General features: G+C 70.8%; 21 protein-coding genes. 8 read left to right on the plus strand and 13 right to left on the minus strand.

All coding sequences use genetic code 11. From position 1 onward, the window contains the following. Window positions 1–76: 76 nt before the first annotated feature. Genes ACIBEF_RS11250 through ACIBEF_RS11265 form a run of 4 tightly spaced genes read left to right on the plus strand, consistent with a single transcriptional unit; the run spans window position 77 to window position 3300 of the window. The gene (locus ACIBEF_RS11250) at window positions 77–673 is read left to right on the plus strand and encodes an NAD(P)H-dependent oxidoreductase (protein WP_357206418.1); all 597 of its coding nucleotides are present in this window, start codon (window positions 77–79) and stop codon (window positions 671–673) included. Continuing rightward, complete coding sequence (locus ACIBEF_RS11255) at window positions 670–2301, plus strand: MFS transporter (RefSeq protein WP_396793184.1); 1632 nt, start codon at window positions 670–672, stop codon at window positions 2299–2301. Before ACIBEF_RS11250 ends, ACIBEF_RS11255 begins: the two co-directional genes overlap by 4 nt. A gap of 50 nt (window positions 2302–2351) precedes the next feature. Then, the gene (locus tag ACIBEF_RS11260; RefSeq protein WP_396793186.1) at window positions 2352–2870 is read left to right on the plus strand and encodes an SRPBCC domain-containing protein; all 519 of its coding nucleotides are present in this window, start codon (window positions 2352–2354) and stop codon (window positions 2868–2870) included. Further along, the gene (locus ACIBEF_RS11265) at window positions 2863–3300 is read left to right on the plus strand and encodes a nitroreductase family deazaflavin-dependent oxidoreductase (protein ID WP_357222115.1); all 438 of its coding nucleotides are present in this window, start codon (window positions 2863–2865) and stop codon (window positions 3298–3300) included. The genes ACIBEF_RS11260 and ACIBEF_RS11265 overlap by 8 nt, the downstream gene beginning before the upstream one ends. A gap of 65 nt (window positions 3301–3365) precedes the next feature. Here ACIBEF_RS11265 and ACIBEF_RS11270 read toward each other — a convergent pair whose 3' ends face one another. The 10 genes from ACIBEF_RS11270 to ACIBEF_RS11315 all read right to left on the minus strand — a co-directional run bounded on the left by ACIBEF_RS11270 (window position 3366) and on the right by ACIBEF_RS11315 (window position 14259). Then, the gene (locus ACIBEF_RS11270; protein ID WP_396793188.1) at window positions 3366–4640 is read right to left on the minus strand and encodes an activator-dependent family glycosyltransferase; all 1275 of its coding nucleotides are present in this window, start codon (window positions 4638–4640) and stop codon (window positions 3366–3368) included. Between the two features lie 27 nt (window positions 4641–4667). Further along, window positions 4668–5645, minus strand: a complete 978-nt coding sequence (locus tag ACIBEF_RS11275; protein ID WP_396793190.1) for an aldo/keto reductase — start codon at window positions 5643–5645, stop codon at window positions 4668–4670. Between the two features lie 17 nt (window positions 5646–5662). Further along, window positions 5663–6376 carry a class I SAM-dependent methyltransferase gene (locus ACIBEF_RS11280; protein WP_396793192.1) on the minus strand — a complete coding sequence of 238 codons (714 nt, stop codon included), beginning with the start codon at window positions 6374–6376 and terminating at the stop codon, window positions 5663–5665. Further along, window positions 6373–7119 (minus strand): class I SAM-dependent methyltransferase, encoded by a 747-nt coding sequence (locus ACIBEF_RS11285; protein ID WP_396793194.1) that lies wholly within the window; start codon window positions 7117–7119, stop codon window positions 6373–6375. The genes ACIBEF_RS11280 and ACIBEF_RS11285 overlap by 4 nt, the downstream gene beginning before the upstream one ends. Beyond that, window positions 7116–8285, minus strand: a complete 1170-nt coding sequence (locus ACIBEF_RS11290) for a DegT/DnrJ/EryC1/StrS family aminotransferase (RefSeq protein WP_396793195.1) — start codon at window positions 8283–8285, stop codon at window positions 7116–7118. Before ACIBEF_RS11290 ends, ACIBEF_RS11285 begins: the two co-directional genes overlap by 4 nt. Before the next feature lie 7 nt (window positions 8286–8292). Then, window positions 8293–9000: a DUF899 domain-containing protein gene (locus ACIBEF_RS11295; RefSeq protein ID WP_396793197.1), complete on the minus strand. Its 708-nt coding sequence runs from the start codon at window positions 8998–9000 to the stop codon at window positions 8293–8295. Further along, window positions 8984–10591, minus strand: coding sequence for a tyrosine 2,3-aminomutase (gene cmdF / locus ACIBEF_RS11300; protein ID WP_357222101.1), 1608 nt, complete (start codon window positions 10589–10591; stop codon window positions 8984–8986). The genes ACIBEF_RS11295 and cmdF overlap by 17 nt, the downstream gene beginning before the upstream one ends. Beyond that, the gene (locus ACIBEF_RS11305) at window positions 10588–12159 is read right to left on the minus strand and encodes an AMP-binding protein (RefSeq protein WP_396793199.1); all 1572 of its coding nucleotides are present in this window, start codon (window positions 12157–12159) and stop codon (window positions 10588–10590) included. The genes cmdF and ACIBEF_RS11305 overlap by 4 nt, the downstream gene beginning before the upstream one ends. A 37-nt stretch (window positions 12160–12196) precedes the next feature. Then, window positions 12197–13387: a cytochrome P450 gene (locus ACIBEF_RS11310; protein ID WP_396793201.1), complete on the minus strand. Its 1191-nt coding sequence runs from the start codon at window positions 13385–13387 to the stop codon at window positions 12197–12199. Window positions 13388–13464: 77 nt separating this feature from the next. Beyond that, the gene (locus ACIBEF_RS11315; protein ID WP_396793203.1) at window positions 13465–14259 is read right to left on the minus strand and encodes a TIGR03084 family metal-binding protein; all 795 of its coding nucleotides are present in this window, start codon (window positions 14257–14259) and stop codon (window positions 13465–13467) included. Between the two features lie 395 nt (window positions 14260–14654). Here ACIBEF_RS11315 and ACIBEF_RS11320 point away from each other — a divergent pair, with 395 nt between their 5' ends. Further along, a complete protein-coding gene (locus ACIBEF_RS11320) occupies window positions 14655–14849 on the plus strand; it encodes a DNA-binding protein (RefSeq protein ID WP_355008720.1) in 195 nt (64 codons plus the stop codon). 162 nt (window positions 14850–15011) lie between these two features. Beyond that, window positions 15012–16211 (plus strand): FAD-dependent oxidoreductase, encoded by a 1200-nt coding sequence (locus ACIBEF_RS11325; protein ID WP_396793205.1) that lies wholly within the window; start codon window positions 15012–15014, stop codon window positions 16209–16211. Here ACIBEF_RS11325 and ACIBEF_RS11330 read toward each other — a convergent pair. After that, window positions 16198–17250, minus strand: coding sequence for an LLM class F420-dependent oxidoreductase (locus tag ACIBEF_RS11330; protein ID WP_396793207.1), 1053 nt, complete (start codon window positions 17248–17250; stop codon window positions 16198–16200). The genes ACIBEF_RS11325 and ACIBEF_RS11330 overlap by 14 nt on opposite strands. 224 nt (window positions 17251–17474) lie before the next feature. On the opposite strand from ACIBEF_RS11330, the gene ACIBEF_RS11335 reads away from it, so the two are divergent. Both ACIBEF_RS11335 and ACIBEF_RS11340 read left to right on the plus strand, forming a co-directional pair. Beyond that, a complete protein-coding gene (locus ACIBEF_RS11335) occupies window positions 17475–17924 on the plus strand; it encodes an SCP2 sterol-binding domain-containing protein (RefSeq protein WP_357204124.1) in 450 nt (149 codons plus the stop codon). Between the two features lie 67 nt (window positions 17925–17991). Further along, window positions 17992–18273: a hypothetical protein gene (locus ACIBEF_RS11340; RefSeq protein WP_396793209.1), complete on the plus strand. Its 282-nt coding sequence runs from the start codon at window positions 17992–17994 to the stop codon at window positions 18271–18273. Window positions 18274–18435: 162 nt separating this feature from the next. On the opposite strand, the gene ACIBEF_RS11345 is transcribed toward ACIBEF_RS11340, so the two are convergent. Continuing rightward, on the minus strand, window positions 18436–19206 hold the full coding sequence (locus ACIBEF_RS11345; protein WP_396793211.1) for a MerR family transcriptional regulator: 771 nt from the start codon (window positions 19204–19206) through the stop codon (window positions 18436–18438). 164 nt (window positions 19207–19370) lie between these two features. Beyond that, window positions 19371–20207, minus strand: coding sequence for a helix-turn-helix domain-containing protein (locus tag ACIBEF_RS11350; protein ID WP_396793212.1), 837 nt, complete (start codon window positions 20205–20207; stop codon window positions 19371–19373). Between the last annotated feature and the right edge of the window lie 994 nt (window positions 20208–21201).

The following is a 21201-nucleotide window of genomic DNA, read 5'->3' on the forward strand; positions in this document are numbered from 1 at the left end:
ACCGAACCGGAACCCCGGCACGGAAGGCTGACCACTGCTGCGGGAAGCCGGCGAGCCGGGGAGAGGTGACGCCAGGATGAGCGAGAACCATCTGCGGTTGGTGATCGTCATCGCCAGCATCCGCCGAGGCCGGTTCGGTCCGGTCCCGGCGCGCTGGCTGTGCGACGAGACCAACCGTGGTGGGCGCATCGAGGCGGACGTGATCGACCTCGCCGAGGCCCGCCTGCCCGAGGTCGCCGGCGACCCGGCTCCGCCCGCCGTTCGCGACCTCGCACCATGGCTGGCCGCCGCGGACGCGTTCGTCGTCGTCACACCGGAGTACAACGGCAGCTTCCCCGGTTCGTTGAAGACGGCCATCGACTGGTTCCGCGACGAATGGCGGCGCAAGCCCGTGGGCTTTGTCTGCTACGGCGGTCCGGCCGCGGGGCTGCGGGCGGTGGACCACCTGCGCCAGGTGTTCACCGACCTGGACGCGATGACGGTGCGCGACCCGGTGACCATCCCTCACCACCGGTCCGCCTTCGACCTCGCCGGCCGGCCGGTCGATCCCGGTCTGACGGTCGCGGCTGGTCGCATGCTCGAACAGCTCATCTGGTGGGCCGACACGTTGCGGCGCGGACGCGTGGCGCCGACCGACACCCGACTCGGGAAACTTCAGGAAGGAATTCGATGACAACCGAAGGCACCACTGCGGCCGTGCCGCGGGCGGGCCGCCGGGAATGGATCGGGTTGGCTGTTCTCTGCCTGCCCACCCTGCTGGCCTCGGTGGACCTCACGGTCCTGTATCTCGCACTACCGCATCTCAGCGCCGACCTCGGCGCCACCACGACCCAGCAGTTGTGGATCGTGGACATCTTCGGGTTCCTCACCTCCGGCCTGCTGGTCACCATGGGCACGCTCGGTGACCGTTTCGGCAACCGCAGAATGCTGTTGATCAGCTCCGCCGCGTTCGCCGCGGCGTCGCTGCTGGCGGCGTACGCCACGACGCCGGAGATGCTCATCGGCGCCCGAGCCCTGCTCGGCGTGGCCGGCGCGGCAGGCATGCCCGCCGCCCTGGCCCTCATCACACACATGTTCCGGGACCCGGCGCAGCGCGGCATGGCGATCGCGTCGTGGATGAGCTGTTTCATGGGCGGCCTGATGCTCGGGCCCCTGGTCGGCGGCATCATGCTCGAATACTTCTGGTGGGGCTCGGCATTCCTGCTCGCGGTCCCGATCATGGTCCTCGTCCTGGTGGTGGCGCCGGTGCTGTTGCCGGAGCGCCGCAACCCGGGCGCTGGCAAGCTCGACCTGCTCAGTGTCGCCATGTCCCTGGTCGCGATGATCTCGCTGGTGTACGGGCTGAAGAAGCTCGCCCAGGACGGCTTCACGGCACCGGCGCTGCTCGCCATGGTGTTCGGCGTCCTGGTCGGCGTGCTCTTCGTGCGGCGGCAGCGGAGCCTCACCGACCCGCTGCTCGACCTGCGCCTGTTCGGCATAGCGACGCTGCGCGCCGCGCTCATCCTCGGCCTGCTGGTCAGCGCGCTCAACGGCGGCGCGTCTCTGCTGGTGACCCAGTTCCTCCAGGTGATCGAGGGGCTGTCACCGCTGCGGGCGGGCCTGTGGCTGCTGCCGCCGTCCCTGGCCATGATCATCGCCTTGTTCCTGGCACCGGGCCTCACCGCCAAGCTGAAGGCGGGCCGGGTGATCGCGCTCGGGCTCGGCATCGGGGTGGTGGGCTATCTGATCCTGGCCCAGGTGGACAGCGTCGACGGTCTCGGGCTTCTCGTCGCGGGCTTCGCGGTGCTGCTGTTCGGTATGGGCCTGCCCTCGTCGCTGGGCACCATGCTGGTGATGGGCGCCGCGCCGCCGGACAGGATCGGCTCCGCGTCGTCGTTGCAGCAGACCAGCAACGAGTTCGGCATCTCGATCGGCATCGCCACGCTCGGCAGCATCGGCATGGCGACCTACCGCAGCGAGTTGGCGGACACGGTGCCCGACACGGTGCCGCCGGACGTGGTGGAGGCCGCCCGCGAGGGCATCGCCCCCGCCAGCGTGCTGTCCGCGCAGTTCCCCGACCTGCTGGCGCCGGCGCGGGCCGCGTTCACCGTCGGTCTGAACAACGTCGCCTGGGTCAGCGCGGCGCTGATGATCGGCCTGGCCATCTTCGCGTACTTCGCACTGCGGCACACCGAGCTGAGCGAGATGACGCCGCCGACCGACATTCCGCCGCTTGCCGAGCAGGCTACGGCCGAGGACGCCGCCGGCGTCGAGGCCGGCCGCACCGACGACGCCCCGCAGACCGTTCCGCCTCATCGCTGACGCCGATGCCCGGCGGGCCTGGCCCGCCGGGCATCGCGGAAGGAGTAACCATGTCACTCGACGTGGATGGCACCCAGGTGACGCTGTGCCGGGACAGCGCACGGCCCAGCGTGCGGCTGCGGCGCCGCTGTCCGGCACCGGTCGCCGCGGTGTGGCGGTGTCTCGTCGAACCGGATCAGGTCAACGCCTGGTGGACGCCGATGACCGTCGAGCTGGTGCCGGAGGCTGGCGCCGCGATGACGTTCACCTGGCCCGGTGGCGACACGGAGCCGGGCCAGGTCCTCGCCGTCGACCCGCCCCACCTCTTCGCGTACACCTGGGGTCCGGACACCCTGCGCTGGGAGCTGTCCGCCGCCGGGGACGGGACCGACCTCACGTTGCTGACCACGGTGGCCGACCCGGGTCACATCGCCTACAGCGCGGCTGGCTGGCACGCCGGCCTCGATCTGCTCGACGATCACCTGGCCGGCCGGGAGGTCGTGCCACCCGGCCCCGATCCGGCACCTCCGGCGCTGGTCGAACGCTATCGTCGGCTGCTCGACGGAGAACAGGGGATGACACATGGCTGACGAAGAGATCCACGACAGTCCCACCAAGTGGGTGGCCGACCACGTGCGCTCCTACGTGGAGACCGACGGCGCCAAGGGACACGACTTCCAGGGCAAGCTGCCCACTCTGCTCCTGACGACGCGGGGCCGCCGGACGGGCAAGCTGCGACGCACCGCACTGATCTACGGGCGGGACGGCGACCGGTACGTGGTGGTGGCCTCGGCGGGCGGGCAGGAGGCGAATCCCGCCTGGTACCTGAACCTCTGCGCCGAACCGGAGGTGTCCGTGCAGGTGTACGGCGAGACCTTCCAGGCCAAGGCGTCGGTCGCCGCTGAGGCGGAGCGGCCCGCGCTGTGGGAGAAGATGGCGGGGATCTTCTCCACCTACCGCCGCTACCAGAAGAAGGCATCTCGGGAGATCCCGGTGGTGCTGTTGGAACCGCTGCGTTAACCCCCGAACAGGCTGTGCGCCTCCGCCGGCCCGCCCCCGTCCGCGCGGAGGCGCACAGCCCTGCCTCAGCCCGCCCGCCGGTAGGCCGCAGTCAACTTCTCCACGGCGGGCACCACCTCGTTGGGCGTGGGCAGACCCATCATCTCGGTGCGCAGGCGGACCGCGTTCTCCTTGAACGACGGGTCCTTGAGCACCCGCATCAGGTCCTCGCGGAGCCCTGCGGCGGTGAGGTGGTCGGAGTCGTAGGCCAGCCACACCCCGGCGCCACGCTCCTGCAGCCCGTTCGCCTGCGCGACCGGGCCGAACCACTTCTCGCTCCAGTACGCGCTCGGCACGATGAGCTGCGGTACGGCGTGCTCGAAGGCTGAGGCCATCGTCGAGGATCCGCCGTGGTGCACGATGGCGCTGCACGTCGGCAGCAGGACGTTCATCGGCACGAAGTCGACCACCCGCACGTTGTCCGGTATCCGCGGCACCGAGGCGAGCTGCTCCGCGCTCATCGTGGCGACCACCTCGATGTCGAGGTCGCCCACCGCCTCGAGCAGGTCCGTGGCCGAGGCCTCGGCGACGTCCGCCTCACGGTGGGTCATGCCCAGCGTGACGCAGACCCGCGGCCGGACCGGCGGCTCGTAGAGCCACCGCGGCACCACCGAGGGGCCGTTGAAGGCGAGGTGACGCATCCGGACGTAGTGCGGTGAGCTGGGGCGCCAGGTCCACGGCGGCATGGTGTCGATCGTCCACTGACCGTGCACGACGTCGTCGGCGAACGCGCCGCCGCCGTGCGTGCGCAGCAGCGGCTCCAGCCAGGCGCGCATCGGGTCCGGCCGGGACCCGCCGGCCGCCCGGACCGCCTCCCAGAGCTGCACGAAGGCGTCCGTGCCGAACAGGATGCGCGCGTGTGCCGCGCCGCAGGCCCGGGCCACCACCGGTCCGGCGTAGGTCATCGCGTCCCAGAGCACCAGGTCCGGCCGCCAGGCGCGGGCGAAACCGATCAGGTCGGTGAGCATCTCGTCGGTGTGCAGGAACGGGAGGAGGTTCGTGGTGAGGTACTCAAGCTCGGCGTACGGGTCGTCCCGGGCATAGTCGGTCTGCACCGGCAGCGTGGCCGGCGCGGCCTGGCGTTTCGGCGGCTCGGACATCTCGTCGACCTCGGCCAGAGTCTCGGCCATGGGCTCACCGGCCAGGACGGCGGTGAGCCCCGCCTGCGCCAGCGCCTCGGTCGAGCCCGGCTGGCAGGCGACGCGCACGTCATGACCGGCGGTGCGCAGCGCCCAGGCCAGCGGCGTCATGATGTAAAGGTGTGACTTCAGGTCCGGGGGAGCGACGAACAGGACACGCATGGCGGGTCTCTCCTTCGGGTTCGTGATTCACCAGCCCGCCGGCGGGCTGGCGCCGGCGACCGGGGGGAACAGCTCGTCCAGGCGCCGGATCACCGCGGGGTCGAGCGGGCTGTCGAGGGCGGCGAGGGCACCGCGCAGGTGCGCCACGGTGCGTGGACCGATCACCGCGCCGGTCAGGCCGGGACGGCCCAGCACCCAGGCGAGCGCCACCTCGGCCGGGTCCAGCCCGAGACCGGCACAGTACTTCTCGTAGTCGGCGACGGCCTCGTACCGGTCCTCCAGGGCCCGCATCGCGCGCCCCTGCGCCGTCTTCACCGCGGTGCCGTCGGCCAGCTTCCGGAGCGCGCCGCCGAGCAGCCCGCCGTGCAGCGGGGACCAGGCGAACACCCCGACGCCGTACGCCTGGGCCGCCGGGATCACCTCCGCCTCGGCCTGCCGGGCCACCAGGTTGTAGGCACACTGCTCGACGACGAGCCCGAGGTGACCCCGGCGGGTCGCCGTCTCCCGCGCCGCGGCGATGTGCCACCCGGCGAAGTTCGAGGAGCCGACGTACCGGATCTTGCCCTGTCCGGTCAGCATCTCCATCGCCTGCCAGATCTCGTCCCAGCCGGCGTGTGGATCGAAGTGGTGCATGTGGTACAGATCGATCCAGTCGGTGCGCAGTCGCCGCAGGGAGTCCTCGCAGGAGGCGACGATGTGCCGGGCGGACAACCCACGGTCGTTGGGCCAGTCACTCATCGGGTTGAACACCTTGGTCCCCAGCACCACCTTCTCCCGCCGGCGGTCGCCCTGGTCGAACCATGCGCCGATGAGTTCCTCGGTCAGCCCTCGATGCACCTGCCAGCCGTAGTGGTTCGCCGTGTCGAAGAAGTTGATGCCGTGGTCCAGCGCCTCGTCCATGAGGCGGAACGCCTCTTCGCGCGTGGTGCGCACACCGAGATTGAGCGTGCCCAGGCACAGCGGGCTGACCTCCAGGGCGGTACGGCCGAGTCGGGTGTAGCGCATCGTCGCTCTCCTTGGTCTCAGCCGCGCTGCCCGACGAACAGGCCGCGCCCGGTAAGCCCGTCATCCAGGAACTCGGCCGGGCAGCCGGCGTCCGCGAACGCACCCAGGTACTCGTCGCGGCTGAACAGCATGAGGTGCGACGTCTGGGTGAACTCCCGGATACCGCCCGCGTCCCCCACCAGGAAGCGCACCTCCAGGTGCGACATCCGCCCGGTGCGGGTGGTGTGTGACATCCGGGCCACCGCCCGCGTCCCGTCGATGTCGGAGTCGACGGCCAGATGACCGTCGAGGAACCGCTCGGGAAACCACCACGGTTCCACCACCAGCACGCCACCCGGCTCCAGGTGCTGCGCCATGGACCACACGGCCTGACGCAACTCGGCCACCGAGCCCAGGTAGCCGATGGCGTTGAACATGCAGGTGACCGCGTCGAAGCGGCGGCCCAGGCGAAAGTCGCGCATGTCGCCGTCGTGCACGGGCACGCCGGGTAGGCGCGTCCGGGCCGTCGCACGCATCGGCTCGGACAGCTCCACGCCGGCCACCTCGTCGAAGGTGCCGGCGAAGGTGGCCAGGTGTGCGCCCGTCCCGCAGGCCACGTCGAGCAGGCTGGCGGCCTCCGGACGCCGGTCACGGATCAACCGGGTCAGGGTCTCCGCCTCGGCGGCCCAGTCCTTGCCCCGGCTGCGGTAGATGAACTCGTAGATCTCGGCGAACTCGGCGGTATAGGTCATCGGCGGACCCCGGCGAACAGGCCACGGCCGGGCAGACCGCCGGCATCGGTGAGATGCTCGGCGGTACAGCCCGCCGACCGCAGGGCCTCGAGATAGTCCTCCCGGGTGAACAGGGTCAGCATCTGCACGTGGGAGAAGTGCCGGATACCGCCGTCGTCGGCGACGACGTAGTGCGCCTCGTGCCGGGCCGCCTGCCCCTGCCGCGCCGAGTGCGAGACCCGCACGACGGTACGGGTGTCGTCGTGGACCACGTCGTGGGCGACGTGCCCGTCGAGGAAGGTGTCCGGGGACCACCACGGGTCGATCACCAGTACGCCACCGGGAACGAGGTGCGCCGCCATCGTCCGGACCGTCGCACAGAGCTCGTCGACGTCCTGGGCGTAGCCGATGGTGCCGGTCAGGATGCACACGGCATCGAATTCGCGGCCCAGCGCGAACGACCGCATGTCGCCGACGTGGACGGCGCCGGACGGCAGCTTGGCCTGCGCCACAGCGCACATCGCCGGAGACAGTTCGAGTCCGGCCACCTCCAGGAAGGTCGCCGCCAGCCGCCGCAGGTGCTCGCCGGTCCCGCAGGCCACGTCCAGCACCGACCGGGCCTGTGGCCGGCGCTCGCGGACCACGCGCGCCACGGCGTCCGCCTCCGCGGCGAAGTCCTTGCCCCGTCCCGCGTACAGCAGGTCGTAGATCTCGGCCACGTCGGCGTCGTAGGCGGCCGAGGCCACCGTGTGTCGGCCGGTCACCGGGTGTCTCCCGCCGCGACGGTGTGCCGGCCGAGCCGACGGGCGAGGGATGCGCGCAGCGCCGCGACGACCGCGTCCACGTCGTCGTCGGTGAGCGCCTGGTGCATCGGCAGGCACAGGGTGCGTTCGGCGGCCCGCTCGGCCCGGGGCAGTCGCGCTGTCGACCCGTACGCGGCCACCCGGTGCAGGATGGGGTAGCGGAACGTCGTGTAGATGCCCTGGGCGTACAGATCGCTGGCCACGTCGTCCCGGATTCCCTCGTCCATCTGCACCCAGTACAGGTAGTGCGAGCTGCGCTGGCCGGGAGGCAGCGGCGGGGGCAGGGTCAGACCGGGCACGTCGGCGAGGCCGCTGTCGTAGCGAGCCTCGACCTTTCTCCGCCGGTCGGCGAAGTCCGGAAGTCGGCCCAGTTGCACCAGGCCGACGGCGGCCTGCATGTCGTTCATGATCGAACGCCTGGAGAACGACGAGATGTCGAAGTCCCACCATCGGTGCGCCGAGCGCCGGGCCTGAGAGAAGCCGCTGAACTGCTCCAGACCGAAGTACGCGAGCTTTGCGGCCCGCGCCACCAGGTCGGGATCGCGGGCGGTGAGCATGCCGCCGTCCCCGGCCACGACGATCTTCTGTGCGTCGAAGCTCCACACGCCGATGTCGCCGAGCGTGCCGCAGGGCACGCCGTCCACGCTGGAGTCCACCGCACAGGCGGCGTCCTCGATGAGGAGGATCCCACGCTCCCGGCACAGCTCGGCGATGCCCGCGATGTCACCGGGTCGGCCACCGTAGTGCAGCGCCAGCACTGCGCGGGTGCGTGGAGTGAGTGCCGCCGCCACGTCGTCGACGGTGGGGTTGAGAGTGTGCGGATCCACGTCGCAGAAGACCGGACGTGCACCGTGCGCCGCAATGGCGTTGCCCGCACCGACGAAGCTCACGGTCGGCAGCACCACCTCGGTGCCGGGCCCCACACCGGCGAGCTGCATCGCGATGAACGTCGCCTCGGTGCACGAGTTCACCGCTGTGACCCTGCTCGTGTCCACGCCGAGGTGGCCGGCGAAGGCCGCCTCGAACGCCGCGGTGCGCGGTCCCTTGCCGACCCAGTTGCTGCCGAACACCTCTGCGATGGCGTTCAGCTCCGCCTCGCCGAGGGACGGCTGAAACACGTTGATCATGATCCGCTCACCACCTCTCGTAGTCGTCGTGGTGGCGGACCCAGTCCATCTTGTCCTCCAGGTGATCTTCCTGGCGACCCAGCGGGGTGAGGTCGAGGTAGTTGTAGGTGTTGTTGAGCAGGTCGCTACCGCGCCGGTAGGTGGAGTAGGCGTAGCGCACCACGTCGCCCTCGCGCAGGAACGTGCTGACGCCGGGCATCTCCGGCTCGGGTTCGTCGTCGTCGAGGCGCACGTGGAAGTCCTCGTAGAACGTGGTGCCGTGGCAGGAGACGAACGGCACGGTCCAGCCCATCCGCTTGACGAACTGCTCCGTCTCCGCTGGCGGCTCCGGTGACACCACCACCAGCGTGGTGTCCCGTGCGTGCAGGTGTGCCAGGTGACCGATGTTGTCCACCCAGAACGAGCAGATCGGACACCAGCCGTACCCTTCCAACGAACCCATGAAGTGGTACGTGATGAGCTGGCGCCGGCCCTCGAACAGGCCGAGCAGGCTCAGCCGGCGCCCGCCCGGGGCGATGAACGTGTAGTCCGTGTCGACTGTCAGCAGGGGCAGCGCCTGCCGCTGCCGGGTCACCGCGTCGCGGGCCCGGGTCAGTTCCTTCTCCCGCTCCAGCAGCGCCCTGCGGGCGGCCAGCCACTGCGCCCGGTCGGCCGGGGCCGGCGTGCTGGTGGTGGTGGTGGCCCCGGCCGTAGCCCCGTCAGCGCAGCACGACATCGGCGCGCTCCAGCTCCGTCAGGAACACCCCGCGCGACAGCGCCTCGGCGGTCCGCTCGATGTCGTCGGACATGTACCGGTCCTCGCTCAGCGTGGACACGAGGCCGCGGACGGTGTCATAGGTGGCCCGGGCGGCCGGGCTCAGCCCGTCGGGCCCACCCCGCAGGTCCACCGCCTGCGCCGCGGCCAGGAATTCCACCGCGAGGATGCGGTCGTTGTTCTCCAGCACCCGCCGGGCGTTGCGGGCGGCGATCAGGCCCATGCTGACCACGTCCTGGTTGTCGCCGTTGGACGGCACGCTCTGGGTGCTGGCCGGCCCGATGGTGCGGTTCTCCGCGACCAGCGCGGTGGCCGGGTACTGCGCGCCGGCGAACCCGCTGTTCAGGCCGGGGTCGCCGGCCACGAGGAACTCCGGCAGCCCGTCGCTGAGATGCCGGTTCAGCAGCCGGTTGGTGCGCCGCTCGGAGAACACCCCGAGCTGGGTGAGCGCGATGGTCAGGAAGTCCATCACGAAGGCGATCGGCTGGCCGTGGAAGTTGGCGCCGTGGAAGACCTCCTTGCCGACGAAGAACAGGGGGTTGTCGTTGGCCGAGTTGACCTCTGTCTCCAGCTTCTCCATCGCGTGGTACACGGTGTCCCGGACGGCGCCCACCACCTGCGGGATGGCCCGCAGCGTGTACGCCTTCTGCATGTAGATCTCCGTACGGGAGACGCCGTTCGCGGCCCGCTCGGTCGCCTGCAGCTGCCGGCGCAGGTCCTCGTGCTCCAGCGCCAACCCGCTGCCCCGCATCAGGGCCCGCATGTTCGCCGCAGTGTCGATCTGGCCGCGGTGCGGACGCGCGATGTCGTGGCCCTCGGCGAGGAACGGACTGGTCGACGCCCGCATGGTCTCCAACACCAGCGCGGTGACGACCTCCGCCTGGCGTACCTGGTCGAGCGCGCGCTTGGCCACCAGGCAGCCCAGGCCGGTCATGCCCGAGGTGCCGTTGATCAGTGAGAGGCCCTCCTTGAAGCGGAGCTCCAGCGGCTCGATGCCGAGCTTGCGCAACACCGGGCCGGTCGGCACGCGGCTACCACCACGCAGCAGATAACCCTCGCCGATGAGGGTCGAGGCGATGTGTGCCAGCGGAGCCAGGTCACCGCTCGCTCCCAGCGAGCCGATCTGCGGGATGGCCGGCGTCAGGCCCTCGTTCAGATACAGCGCCAACCGCTCCAGCACCTCGGGGCGGACCGCGGAGTAACCCTTGGCGAGGGCGTTGAGCCGGGCCGCCACGATCGCCCGGGCCTCGTCCTCGGCGAAGTCCGGCCCCACGCCGGCGCTGTGACTGCGCACGAGGTTGGTCTGCAGCTCCACCTCCTTCGAGGTGTCGACAAGCATGTAGACCATCTCGCCGTAACCGGTGGTGACGCCGTACACCGGCTCACCGCGTCGTACGGTGTCCTCGAACATGGCCCGGCTGCTGGCCGCACGGCCCAGCGCGTCCCGGTTCACGCCGCAGCGGACGCGGTCCACCGCGACCTTCCACACATCGGGCACGCCGACGGTCTCGCCGTCGAAGTCGACGGTCGTCTGGGTCTCGACAAGGGTCACAGTGCACACTCCATCGGATCGCGGTGTTTCGTTCTTCCGGTACGGAGGCCGGCCAGGGCGCGCCGGTCGACCTTGCCGCCGGTGTTGCGCGGCAGGGAATCCACGGTGGTGAAGGTGACCGGCAGGACGGGATCGCCGAACCGGCGGCGCAGTGCCGAGCGCCAGTGGTCCGGGGTCCCGCCTGGGCCGGGTACGACGTAGGCGTCGAGGCGGACGACCAGGCCGTCGTAGCCGGTCACGGGCACCACGGCGCAGGCGGCCACGGCTTCGTCCGCGGACAGGGCGGCCTCGACGTCGGCGAGCTCGATGCGGACGCCGTACATCTTGATCTGCAAGTCCCGGCGGCCGTGGAACTCCAGCACACCGTCCGGGCGCCACCGGCCGAGGTCACCGGTCCGGTAGTGCGGGGTGACGCCGTCGACGCCGGCCGGCGGGTGGAACACCCCGTTGTCCGCGGCCGCCGCCCCCACGTACCCGGTGGTGACGTACCGGCTGCGGATCACCAGGTGCCCGATCTCGCCCGGCGGGCACGGGCCGTCGCGGTCGTCGAGCACGAGCAGGTCGCGTCCGGGGATGGGCCGGCCGATCGCGACGGTGCCGGGACCGGTGTCCGCGACGGACACCTCGTGCCAGGTGGCGAGAATGGTCTCGGTCGGGCCGTACAGGTTGACCAGCCTGGTCCGCGGCAGCCGCGCCCGGAGCCGGCGGGCGAGCGGGCAAGGCAGCGCCTCACCGGCGAGCAGCAGGGCGGCCAGCCGGGTCGACGCCGGATCGCCGGCGAGCAGCGGCTCCAGCTCACGGGCGAAGCTCGGCACGGTCTGGAGCACCGTCACGCGCTCGCGGGACAGCCACGGCACCAGGCGATCGGGGTCCGCGCGTATTCGCCACGGCACCGGGCACAGCGTGGCGCCCCCGCGCAGGGCCGCGAACACCTCGACGAGGCAGGCGTCGTAGCCGGGTGCCGCCCACTGCGCCAGCCGGGTGCCGGCACCGATGCCGAACTCGGCGGCGAACCATCCGGTGAACTGGGCCAGCGCGGCGTGGGTCTGCCGGATGCCCTTGGGTCGTCCGGTGGTGCCGGACGTGTACGCCACGTAGGCGGTCGCGTCCGGAGCGACGGCGGACACCGTGGCGTCGGTGGCGTCGGGGATGCCGGCGAGGTCCAGCACCGGCACGCCGGTCGCGTCGACCGCCCGGCGTACCGGATCGTCCGGGTCCGAGTCGGTGAGTACGCACGCCGGCCCCAGATCGGCGAGCGCGGCGTGCGCGGTCCCGGTGCCGGCGAGGCACACCATCGGCGCCCCCGAATTGAGTGCGCCGACGAGCGCGACGACCAGGTCCGCGCCGGGGGACGCGAGTACGGCCACCGGTCGTCCAGGTCCGGCACCGTACGCCCGTACCGCCGCCCGCACACCGGCCGCGCGGCGTGCCAGCTCGCCGTAGGTGAGCTCGACGTCGCCGTCCGACACGGCGATCGCTTCGGGATGCCGCCGGGCCTGCGCCCGGATCAGGTCGGCCACGGTCGGGCCGGCCTCGGCCGACTCCAGACCCTGGGTGTTCGCGGTCACGCCTCCTCCTTTCCAGATCGGTTGGGGCGACGGGAGTTCAGCGCAGCCGCACGGGCAGCGCGTTCAGGCCGTGCATGACGACGCTCGCCCGCCAGGCCAGCGATTCGGCCGGGTTGGCCAGCCGCAGGTGCGGATAGCGGCGCACCAGCGCGCGGATGGCGATCGTCGCGTCCAGCCGGGCCAGCGGCGCGCCGATGCAGTGGTGCAGTCCGTGCCCGAACGCCACGTGCGCGTTCTGCGGCCGGTCGACGCGCAGCGTGGCCGGCTCGGCGAACTTCTCCGGATCGCGATTGGCCGCCAGCAGCGAGACCAGCACCACCGCGCCGGCCGGAATGGTGGCCCCGCCGACGGCCACCGTCTGCCGCGCCCGCCGGGCGGCCACCTGCACGGGACTCTCGTACCGGAGAACCTCCTCCACGGCGTCCGGCACCAGGTCCGGATCGGCGCGCAGCCGCTCGAGCTGCGGCCGGTCGGTCAGCAGCGCCAGCATCGCGTTGCCGATCAGGTTGACAGTGGTTTCGTGTCCGGCGATCAGCAGGAGGAACACCATGGAGGTGAGCTCGTCCTCGGTGAGCCGGTCACCGCCGTCCCGCACCTGTGCCAGGGCGGAGAGGAGGTCGTCACCCGGCGCGCGGCGTTTGTCGCGCAGCAGGCCCTGGGCGTAGTCCAGCATCTCCCCGGCGGCCGCCTCCAGCTCGGCGAGGCTCAGCGCGCTCGCCGTCAGTGTGGTCGTCCAGCGGTGAAAGGAGGCGTCGTCCGACTCGGGGATGCCGAGCAGCCCGCCGAGCACCCGGATGGGCAGCGGCAACGCGTACGCCGCGACGAGGTCGACCTCGTCCGCGCCGGCCATCGCGTCCAGCAGATCCTCGGCGATCCGCTCGATGCGTGGCCGCATGTCCTCCATCCGCCGCCGGGTGAACGCCGCGGAGATCAGCCTGCGCAGGCGGGTGTGGTCCGGCGGTTCCCGGTTCAGCATGTGATTGTTCATGCCGAGGCGGAGCCGCTCGGAAAGACCGCGCCGGTCGGCTACCGCGCCGGTGCGGCCCTCCAAGCGGGTGTCGGCCAGGCACCGGCGCACCTCGTCGTACCCGACCACCAGCCACGCCGGACCGCCGGACGGCAGCGTCACCCGGTGCACCGGTCCCAGCGCCGCCAGGCGTGCGGATCCGGCGTGCCGCTGTGCCGCGGCACCCAGCAGGAAGTCCGCGGCGTGCGGCGCGACGGTCATTCCGTCATCCTGGCAACAGCGGGCGTCGCGCAGCGCCTTCGTGGTTGCGCTGCTGAAACGAGGTGCCTCCGGCATGATCAGGACCGGCCGAACTGTCCCGGCCTGCGACTCGCACCGGCCGGCCCGCGGTACGCCTGGGCGATGTCCAGCCAGTGCTCGGCGTCGGCCCCCGTCGCGGTCAGGGACAGGTCGTCGCGGTGCCGGCGACGCGTGACGAGCAGGCAGAAGTCCTCGGCCGGTCCGGAGATCCGCTGCTCGGCGTCCTCCGGGCCGAACTGCCAGACGGCGCCGGACGGAGCGGTGAGCGTGTAGCCGAACTCGACGTCGGGGGTCGACTCGCCGCGAGCCTGATAGCCGAAGTCCCAGGTGCGCACGGCGAAGCCGCACAGGAACCGGATCCGGTCCGTCCGCACCTGACGCACGCCGAGCGTGTCGGCGATGTCCTGACCGTGGCCGAACAGCTCCATCATGCCGGCGCAGGCGAGCACGGGCGCGGGCAGTGGCCGCACCAGCCAGGGCACCACTTGACCGTCCGGCACGGCGGCGAGAGCCTTCTCGGCCGTGGTGCGTTCCTCCCGCCACCGGTTCAGCAGGACGTGCGGCGGGTCGGAGAGATAGGCCGACAGCGCCACGTCGACGTTGCGGTCGAAGTCACCGCTCATAGTCGCGACGCGGGCACGGAAGCCGTCCGGGTCCGCGGCGGCGAAACCGGCCAGCCGGAATGTCGCGGCCAGGTGGGCCACCTGATGGGCGATGGTCCAACCGGGAGCCGGTGTGTCCAGCTTCCACTGTGTGTCGTCCAGGCCGGCGAGCAGCCGGTCCAGCTCGTCACCGTCAGCGGTCAGGGCGGGGATCGGGTCGGGTCCGGTCACCGTGAGGTCCTCTCGATCGGGCGTACGGGTGGCGTCGGGCCGGTGCGAGCCGGGCGGCGGTGTGGACTGGATCGGCGTCGGTTCTCTGCAGGCGGGGCCCGTGCGCCAATCCCCGGAAAACGTCTCCATGGTCGACCTCGCACGGAGGGTGACGCACCTTCGTCAGTGCGCAGCGGGGCAGTGTGGATCTTCGCCGCCGGGGTGTTCGGGGCGACTGCGCACGAACGCGTACGCGTGGCACGGGTGGTGCCGCTGGACCCGGACCCTGGTCGGCCGCTTTGCGGCGCGGCGCGCGACTCACCGGGACCGGAACGTTTCCGGACCGCCTTCGCACCGTCGCTGGGGCACCATGAACGCCGGACGGGCGCGTCCAAAGAATCGAAGGGAGTCACACGATGGCGCAAGGCACCGATCTGCCGAGCTCACTGGGCAAGCCCGCGCTGCGGGCGCTCGAGGGTGCCGGCTACACCAAGCTGGAGCAGTTCACCAAGATCAGCGAGTCCGAGGTCAAGGAGCTGCACGGGATGGGCCCCAAAGCCCTGAGCACGCTCAAGTCGTCGATGAAGGCGAAGGGCCTCTCCTTCAAATGAACCGTGACGACCGGGTGGGTGGCTGTTCGCCACCCACCCGGTCTCGTCGTAACGGGCACCCGCCACCGCACTTTGGAAGAAGGCATCTGATGTGAAACGGGTACGAAGGCCACACACCAGCTCCATCGCGAGGCAGTGGGGCGTCGACTCGGAGGAAGCGGCATGACACAGGCCAGAACAGCCATGATCATCGGTAGCGGCATCGCCGGCAGTGTGGCGGCGCTCGCGTTGCACCGGGCAGGCATCGAGCCGACCGTGTTCGAGGCGTACGACCGACCGTCCGACGATGTCGGCGGCGAGTTGATGCTGGCGCCCAACGGCATCGACGCGCTCGGCATCGTCGGGGTCGAGGACGAGGTGCACCGCCTTGGCAGCCCCATCCGCCGCACCGTGATGACGGACGGCCGAGGCCGCCCGTTCGGCGATTTCGAGCACCTGCCCGATCTGCCGCCGAGCCGCGCGGTCAAGCGCGCGGACCTGCAACGACTGCTGCGCGAGCGGACCGAGGCGGCGGGTGTCCGCATCGTCTACGGCCGGCGTCTGGTCGGCGCCACGGAGTCGCCGAACAGCATCACCGCGAGCTTCGCCGACGGCAGCAGCGCGACCGCCGACGTCCTGATCGGCGCGGACGGCATCCGATCGGCCGTCCGGCGCCTCATCGACCCGGGCGCACCCACGGCGCAGTACACCGGGATGCTCGGCCTGGGCGGCGCCGTGGAGGTGCCGTCGGTCGGTGAGCCGGGCGTCATGCATCTGGCGAACGGGCACGACGCCTTCTTCGGCCACTGGATCGGATCCGACGGACGCGTCAACTGGTTCAGCAACATCACCAGCGACGAGCCGATGGCGATGTCCGAGGCGCGCCGGGTGCCCGCGGACCGATGGCTGAACCGGTTGCGCCGGGTGCACGCCGAGGACGTACCGGCGCGCGACGTGCTCAACCGGGCCGGGCCGCAGGACGTGTTCCCGTTCGGCGCCATCGAGATCCTGCCCCCGCTGCGGACGTGGTACCGCGGGCGGATGGTGCTGGTCGGGGACGCCGCGCACGCGCCCTCCCCGGTGTCCGGTCAGGGCGCCTCGTTGGCCTCGGAGAGCGCCGTGCAGCTCGCCCGCTGCCTGCGTGATGTGCCCGGGGTGCAGGCGGCGTTCGCCACCTACGAGATGATGCGCCGGCCCCGGGTGGAGAAGATCGCTGCCGATGCCGCGCGCGCCAATCAGGCCAAGGCACCCGGCCCGGTCGCGTACGCGCTCATGCGGCTGCTGGCCCCGGTCGCGCGGCACACCGTGCTGAAGCCCGAGCGGATGTTCGGCCCGGTGCACCGGCACCGGATCGACTGGAACCGGACGGTCACCCCCGCCTGAGCGGCGTCGTCCGGTCTGCGGTGTACGCCTCGTGAACCTCCCGCAGGGCACCGATGCCGCCGCCGAAGACGGTGACCGCCAGCTCGGTGACGCCGGCCTCGGCGAACTCGCGGAGCCGCCCGGCGATCCGGTCCCCCGGTCCGAGCAGCGACGTACGGTCGACGAAGTCCGCCGGTACGGCGGCGGCCGCCTCGGCGTACCGCTTCGCCAGGTACAGCTCCTGGACGTCACGGGCGGCGTCCGCGTATCCCATGCGGGCGGCGAGGAGGTTGTAGAAGTTGCGGTCTCGACTGCCCATGCCGCCGAGATAGAGGGCGACGTGCGCGCGGACCCGGTCGACGCACCGCCCGACGTCGTCGCCGACGGCGAGCGGCACCGACGCGATCACCTCGAAGCCGTCCATGGGCCGGCCGGCTCGGTCCCGGCCGGCCCGGACGTGCCGCAACTGCTCGGCCGCGAACTCCGGGCTGAGGAATGGGGCGAGCCAGCCGTCGCCGATCTCCCCGGCCAGTTCCAGGTTGCGCGGGCCGACCGCGGCCAGATAGATCGGTAGGTCCGGGCGGGGCGGATGAACGGTGAGTCGCAGGGCTCTGCCGGCGCTGCCGGCCAGCGGCAGCGGGTAGTGCCGGCCCGGGTGGGCGAGCGGGCGCCGGGACAGGGCGAGGCGGAGCACGTCGACGTACTCACGGGTCCGCCCGAGCGGATCGGCGAAGGGCACGCCGTGCCATCCCTCGGAGACCTGCGGTCCGGAGACGCCGAGGCCGAGCCGGAACCGACCGCCGGACAGGCGATCGAGGGTCGCGGCGGTCATCGCGGTGAGGGCGGGGCTGCGTCCCGGCATCTGCATGACGGCGGAGCCGATGTTGACGGACCGGGTGTGCGCGGCGATCCAGGTCAGCATCGTCACCGCGTCCGAGCCGTACACCTCCGCCGCCCACACGGTGTGGAAGCCGAGCCGCTCGGCCTCGACGGCCAACCGCACCCGGCCGGCGGCATCGCCGGCGCCCACCAGATGTCCCAAATTCAGCGACAGTCGCATTCGACCATCGTGGCGTCGGGGCGCATCGGCGGGCATCTCGCGCTGTGCCGTTCCCGCAGCGCAGGGCACCGGCGACACCCGATCAGACAGGCCCTGGCACCTGCGCAGCCTGGGAGGTGCCCCCGGTCGAACTCGGGGCCAGGATGTGTGACGAGAACAGGGGGTGGCGATGACCGGAGGGCGCGGACGTCGCACCGCTGCTGTGGTGAGCTTGGAGGAGTTTGATGTCCATCCACGATTCACGTGTCGAAGCTATGGATCCGGTCGAGTTCGCCCGTCTGGTCAAGCACACTCCGGACGACGAACTGCGCGAGGTCATGCGCGGTGAGCGGCGTGCCGAAATCCTCGATCACCTGATCGGCGGGATGCAGTCCGCGTTTCGGCCCGAGGTCGCCGGCCGGACCCGGGCGGTGGTGCACTGGCGCATCGGCGATCGACCGGACGGCGGCGTCGACACCTACCAGATGGTCATCGCCGACGGCGTCTGCACTCTGTCGTCCCGCGCCGACGGGCAGCCACAGCTGACCTTGAACCTGGCCGCGGCTGATTTCGTCCACCTGGTCACGGGCAACGCGCACGCGGTGATGCTGGTGATGAAGGGCAGGTTGAAGACCCGAGGTGACCTCGGTCTGACCGCCCGGTTCCCCACCTTCTTCGCCGCCCCCCGGCCCTGAGCGGCGCGGCCCGGACCGGGTGGAGGCGTCCGTGTCCATGGCGATTCGGTACGTGAGGAGCGAGAACATGACCGCCACCGATGCGCACGGTGAGGATGGGCGCGATGCCGAGGACTCGGCCGCCGGCTCTCGCCACGAGGACCTCGAAGACCCGTGGCGCGGTATCCCGGCCACGCTCCTCGACGGTCCCGGCTACCACATCGGCGGGCCGGCCGGAGACGGGCGGGATGCCCCGCAGACGCTCGGAAACTCTCCCGCCGAGAACGGCGAAGACCGCTGGCGCGGCATTCCGGCCACGCTCCTCGACGGCCCCTCCTACGACACCGGCCCAGCGGGTGACTCCCGATGAACGGCGGGCTCGCGGCGCGCACCGTCGCGCGGTAGGACCTGGCCAGCACCCGCGGGCGCCACCGGGTCGCGTACGCCGACTGAGGTGCGCGCGCCGCGGCCGGTGCGGGTGTCGCCGCGCTCCCGCCGGGCGACGTGCCTGTGCCCGTCTCCCACGTGCCTTTCAGCTGGCACGGTCGGCCTGGCGGGGAGGCTGTTGGGGCACCCCGGTCGCCGGGTCGCCGGCGTGCCGCGTGCCGTTCGCCGGCGGCGCGTCGGTGGTGGGGGAGCGGCCGTGCGTCGACGGGGCCGCGCCGCACGTGTCGGCCGGTCTGCCGAAACGCTGGGTGACCAGGTGCTCCTGGGCCATCCCGCGCAGCGCGGCGAGCGCCGCGTCGAGCAGCACCGCGCGGGCCACCGCGGCGGCCCGCTCCACTTCCATGTTGTCGCGCGGCAGCAGACTGAGCTCGCGGTCCGCGGACTGTTCCGCGAGTTGTGCGTACGGATGGAAGAACTCGGTGCCGTGGCTGCAGCCGAGCTGGCGCAGAGCTGCGAGGACATGGGCCAGGCGGTTCCGTCCCGGGACGTCGTCGCCCACCTGCCAGCCCAGCTCGTTGATGAGGCGGTCGACCTCGGTGCGCTCGGCCGTCACGTCGTTGACGGCCTTGGACTTGTCGAGGTCCGGGTACACCACCCGGTTGGCGGTCCGGTACAGCCCGGGAAGTGGGAGGTCGTCGTCCTCGATGGCCGTGAGCAGTCCCATCACTGTGGACAGCTCGAGCTGGCCGATGCCGGTCATCGCACGGATGAAGAGCAGGCGCCGTCGGTGCGCCTCGCCGTACTGCGCCTGGTTGCGGCCAGTCAGTCGGCCCGGTGGGACGAGGCCCTCCCGAAGATAGAACTTGATTGTTGCGACGGGCACGCCGGTGTAGCGGCTCAGGTCAGAGATGCGCATCGAGTTCCCCCAGCTGGTCAACACAGCCCTGCGGTGCGATTCTCCCATGTGGAAAGGGTGGAGATTGATGGCGATCCCATGGCACGCTCGTGGCGGAAGCGTTCGGGCCGTCACCGCTTCGCGGCTGTGGCCCGTGTGGGACCGGCGGTCGAGCAGTCAGGCAGTCAGGCAGCGGTACGGTCGGACTCGCGGAGCTTCGTGATCATTACGGGCGCTGCGCTGAGGGGCGTCTCGGCGGCCTGCTGTTCCGCCGCGACCCGGGCCAACGCGAGCTTTCGGCTGTCCATTAGGGCCAGGAGCACGGGCGGATCGATGCTCTGGATCGGCTGCAGATCGAGGTCCACCCGGATGTCGGAGTTCCAGGAGACCGTGAGAGGCCCTTCCGAGGCCACCGCGATCGGTCGGTTCGCCTCGTCGGGACGCCCGCCCGCGTTGGTGTCGACGGCTTGAGCGAGCAGGTACCAGGTGCCCGGCGGCACCGTGTCGAAGTGGAAGTAGCCACCGTCGGGTAGCACCGCGCAGCGCACCGGACGACCCTCGGGGATGCGGTCCGTGAAGAGGCCGACGAAGACCGGCCCGTTCGGCCGGCCCGGCTGCGAGGGGATGCGGCCGTGCACCCGGGCCTCCGAGAGCGGGGCCGGTTCCGGATCGGTCGCGATCTGCGGGGCGAAGCCGGCGCGGCGCCGGTAGGTGGTCGGCGACATGCCGACGCTGCGGGTGAACCGCGAGCTGAAGGTGCCGACGCTGTTGTAGCCCACCCGGAGGCTGATGTCGGCGACGTTGAGTGTGGTGGAGATCAGCAGCTGTTTGGCGCGTTGCAGACGCAGGGCGGACAGGAAGCGGCCCGGGGAGACCCCGGTGGTCCGCTGGAAGATCCTGGTGAAGTGGAACTTGCTGAACATGGCCGCCCTGGCCATGTCGTCGACGGTGAGCTGCTCGCCGAGGTTCTCTCGCATGGTGCTGATCGCACGATTCACGGCCTGCTTGGTCGATTCCTCCATGATGCCTCCCCCTGACCCGTCCGGCGATTTTTCGTACTAGGTGGTAATAATTGTCGTGTAAAGCGTCGCGGTTTCGGTCCCATCGAGCGCTGTAGTGATGCATATGATTGCGCCGGTATGCCCTGCTGCCTCACTCCCGCCGCCCCGAAGGGCTCCGCTTCCGGTCGAGGCTAGCCCAGCCCAGAGCGATTGACAATACTGCTGATCATCGAGGGCAATAGACCGCAATCGTGAAGAGAGGAACGCCTTGAGCAGTGCTTTCGACGCTCATATGGAGCTCGATGGCCATCCATGCGGATAGCGGTGCGACCCACTTTCCACGGGGGCGCCGGCAGTGGTCATTGTGGAAACTGGTTACGCAGACGGTGCCCCTGGGCTGCGGTTTGACGCAAAACGTCGGTAATTGTCGATCATGTTCCCGGCCGTCTCGCTACCTTCAGTGAATCTGGCGGTTTGCCGACTGAAAAAGATTATTGACCGGAGCGCCGAGCGGACGGTAGGATTATTTGCTCACGCTGTTAACTGGATTTATGCAATGAATAGTTAGACTTTCCCGGATTTCCAATAGCTGTTTTGTTTTCAAAGAGAATCACTATCTGAATTTCTTGCGCCGGGACCGTGTGGCCAGCATTCGTCAATTCTTGGTCGGGGGTCGAATGGTTGGATCAGTCGCTCGGCGCGCTGGTTCCGAGTGGGCCCGAGCGGCTAGTCGGGGCGGATTCAGTAACCGACGTCCGGCCCGATGAACAATGGGAGGAGTGACAGTGCAATCCCGTCGGCCGCACCGCATCGTGCCACCCGGAACGGTCCCTACCAGGATGGGGGCGAGGGTTGCCTGACGTACCCCGTTCGAGTATCCCGTCGGTGGGACACCCGGGGGAGACACACCGGAGGGGCGCGTCCTACTGTTCAGGAAGGCGTACGACACCGGCCGCGTCGTCGCCACCTGAAGGCGCGGCCAGCGACATCCAGGAGCCGTCAGGCGGGCCGTACG

It is taken from the genome of Micromonospora sp. NPDC050795 (assembly GCF_044456785.1).
Classification (GTDB): domain Bacteria; phylum Actinomycetota; class Actinomycetes; order Mycobacteriales; family Micromonosporaceae; genus Micromonospora.

Coding starts and splice junctions, on each gene's coding strand:
- ACIBEF_RS11320 (WP_355008720.1), top strand. CDS start 14,655: ATGGCGCAAGGCACCGATCTGCCGAGCTCACTGGGCAAGCCCGCGCTG.
- ACIBEF_RS11275 (WP_396793190.1), bottom strand. CDS start 5,645: ATGCGCTACACCCGACTCGGCCGTACCGCCCTGGAGGTCAGCCCGCTG.
- ACIBEF_RS11340 (WP_396793209.1), top strand. CDS start 17,992: ATGACCGCCACCGATGCGCACGGTGAGGATGGGCGCGATGCCGAGGAC.
- ACIBEF_RS11290 (WP_396793195.1), bottom strand. CDS start 8,285: ATGATCAACGTGTTTCAGCCGTCCCTCGGCGAGGCGGAGCTGAACGCC.
- ACIBEF_RS11255 (WP_396793184.1), top strand. CDS start 670: ATGACAACCGAAGGCACCACTGCGGCCGTGCCGCGGGCGGGCCGCCGG.
- ACIBEF_RS11260 (WP_396793186.1), top strand. CDS start 2,352: ATGTCACTCGACGTGGATGGCACCCAGGTGACGCTGTGCCGGGACAGC.
- ACIBEF_RS11330 (WP_396793207.1), bottom strand. CDS start 17,250: ATGCGACTGTCGCTGAATTTGGGACATCTGGTGGGCGCCGGCGATGCC.
- ACIBEF_RS11270 (WP_396793188.1), bottom strand. CDS start 4,640: ATGCGTGTCCTGTTCGTCGCTCCCCCGGACCTGAAGTCACACCTTTAC.
- ACIBEF_RS11310 (WP_396793201.1), bottom strand. CDS start 13,387: ATGACCGTCGCGCCGCACGCCGCGGACTTCCTGCTGGGTGCCGCGGCA.
- ACIBEF_RS11350 (WP_396793212.1), bottom strand. CDS start 20,207: ATGGAGGAATCGACCAAGCAGGCCGTGAATCGTGCGATCAGCACCATG.
- ACIBEF_RS11280 (WP_396793192.1), bottom strand. CDS start 6,376: ATGACCTATACCGCCGAGTTCGCCGAGATCTACGAGTTCATCTACCGC.
- ACIBEF_RS11345 (WP_396793211.1), bottom strand. CDS start 19,206: ATGCGCATCTCTGACCTGAGCCGCTACACCGGCGTGCCCGTCGCAACA.
- ACIBEF_RS11250 (WP_357206418.1), top strand. CDS start 77: ATGAGCGAGAACCATCTGCGGTTGGTGATCGTCATCGCCAGCATCCGC.
- ACIBEF_RS11265 (WP_357222115.1), top strand. CDS start 2,863: ATGGCTGACGAAGAGATCCACGACAGTCCCACCAAGTGGGTGGCCGAC.
- ACIBEF_RS11325 (WP_396793205.1), top strand. CDS start 15,012: ATGACACAGGCCAGAACAGCCATGATCATCGGTAGCGGCATCGCCGGC.
- ACIBEF_RS11335 (WP_357204124.1), top strand. CDS start 17,475: ATGTCCATCCACGATTCACGTGTCGAAGCTATGGATCCGGTCGAGTTC.
- ACIBEF_RS11295 (WP_396793197.1), bottom strand. CDS start 9,000: ATGTCGTGCTGCGCTGACGGGGCTACGGCCGGGGCCACCACCACCACC.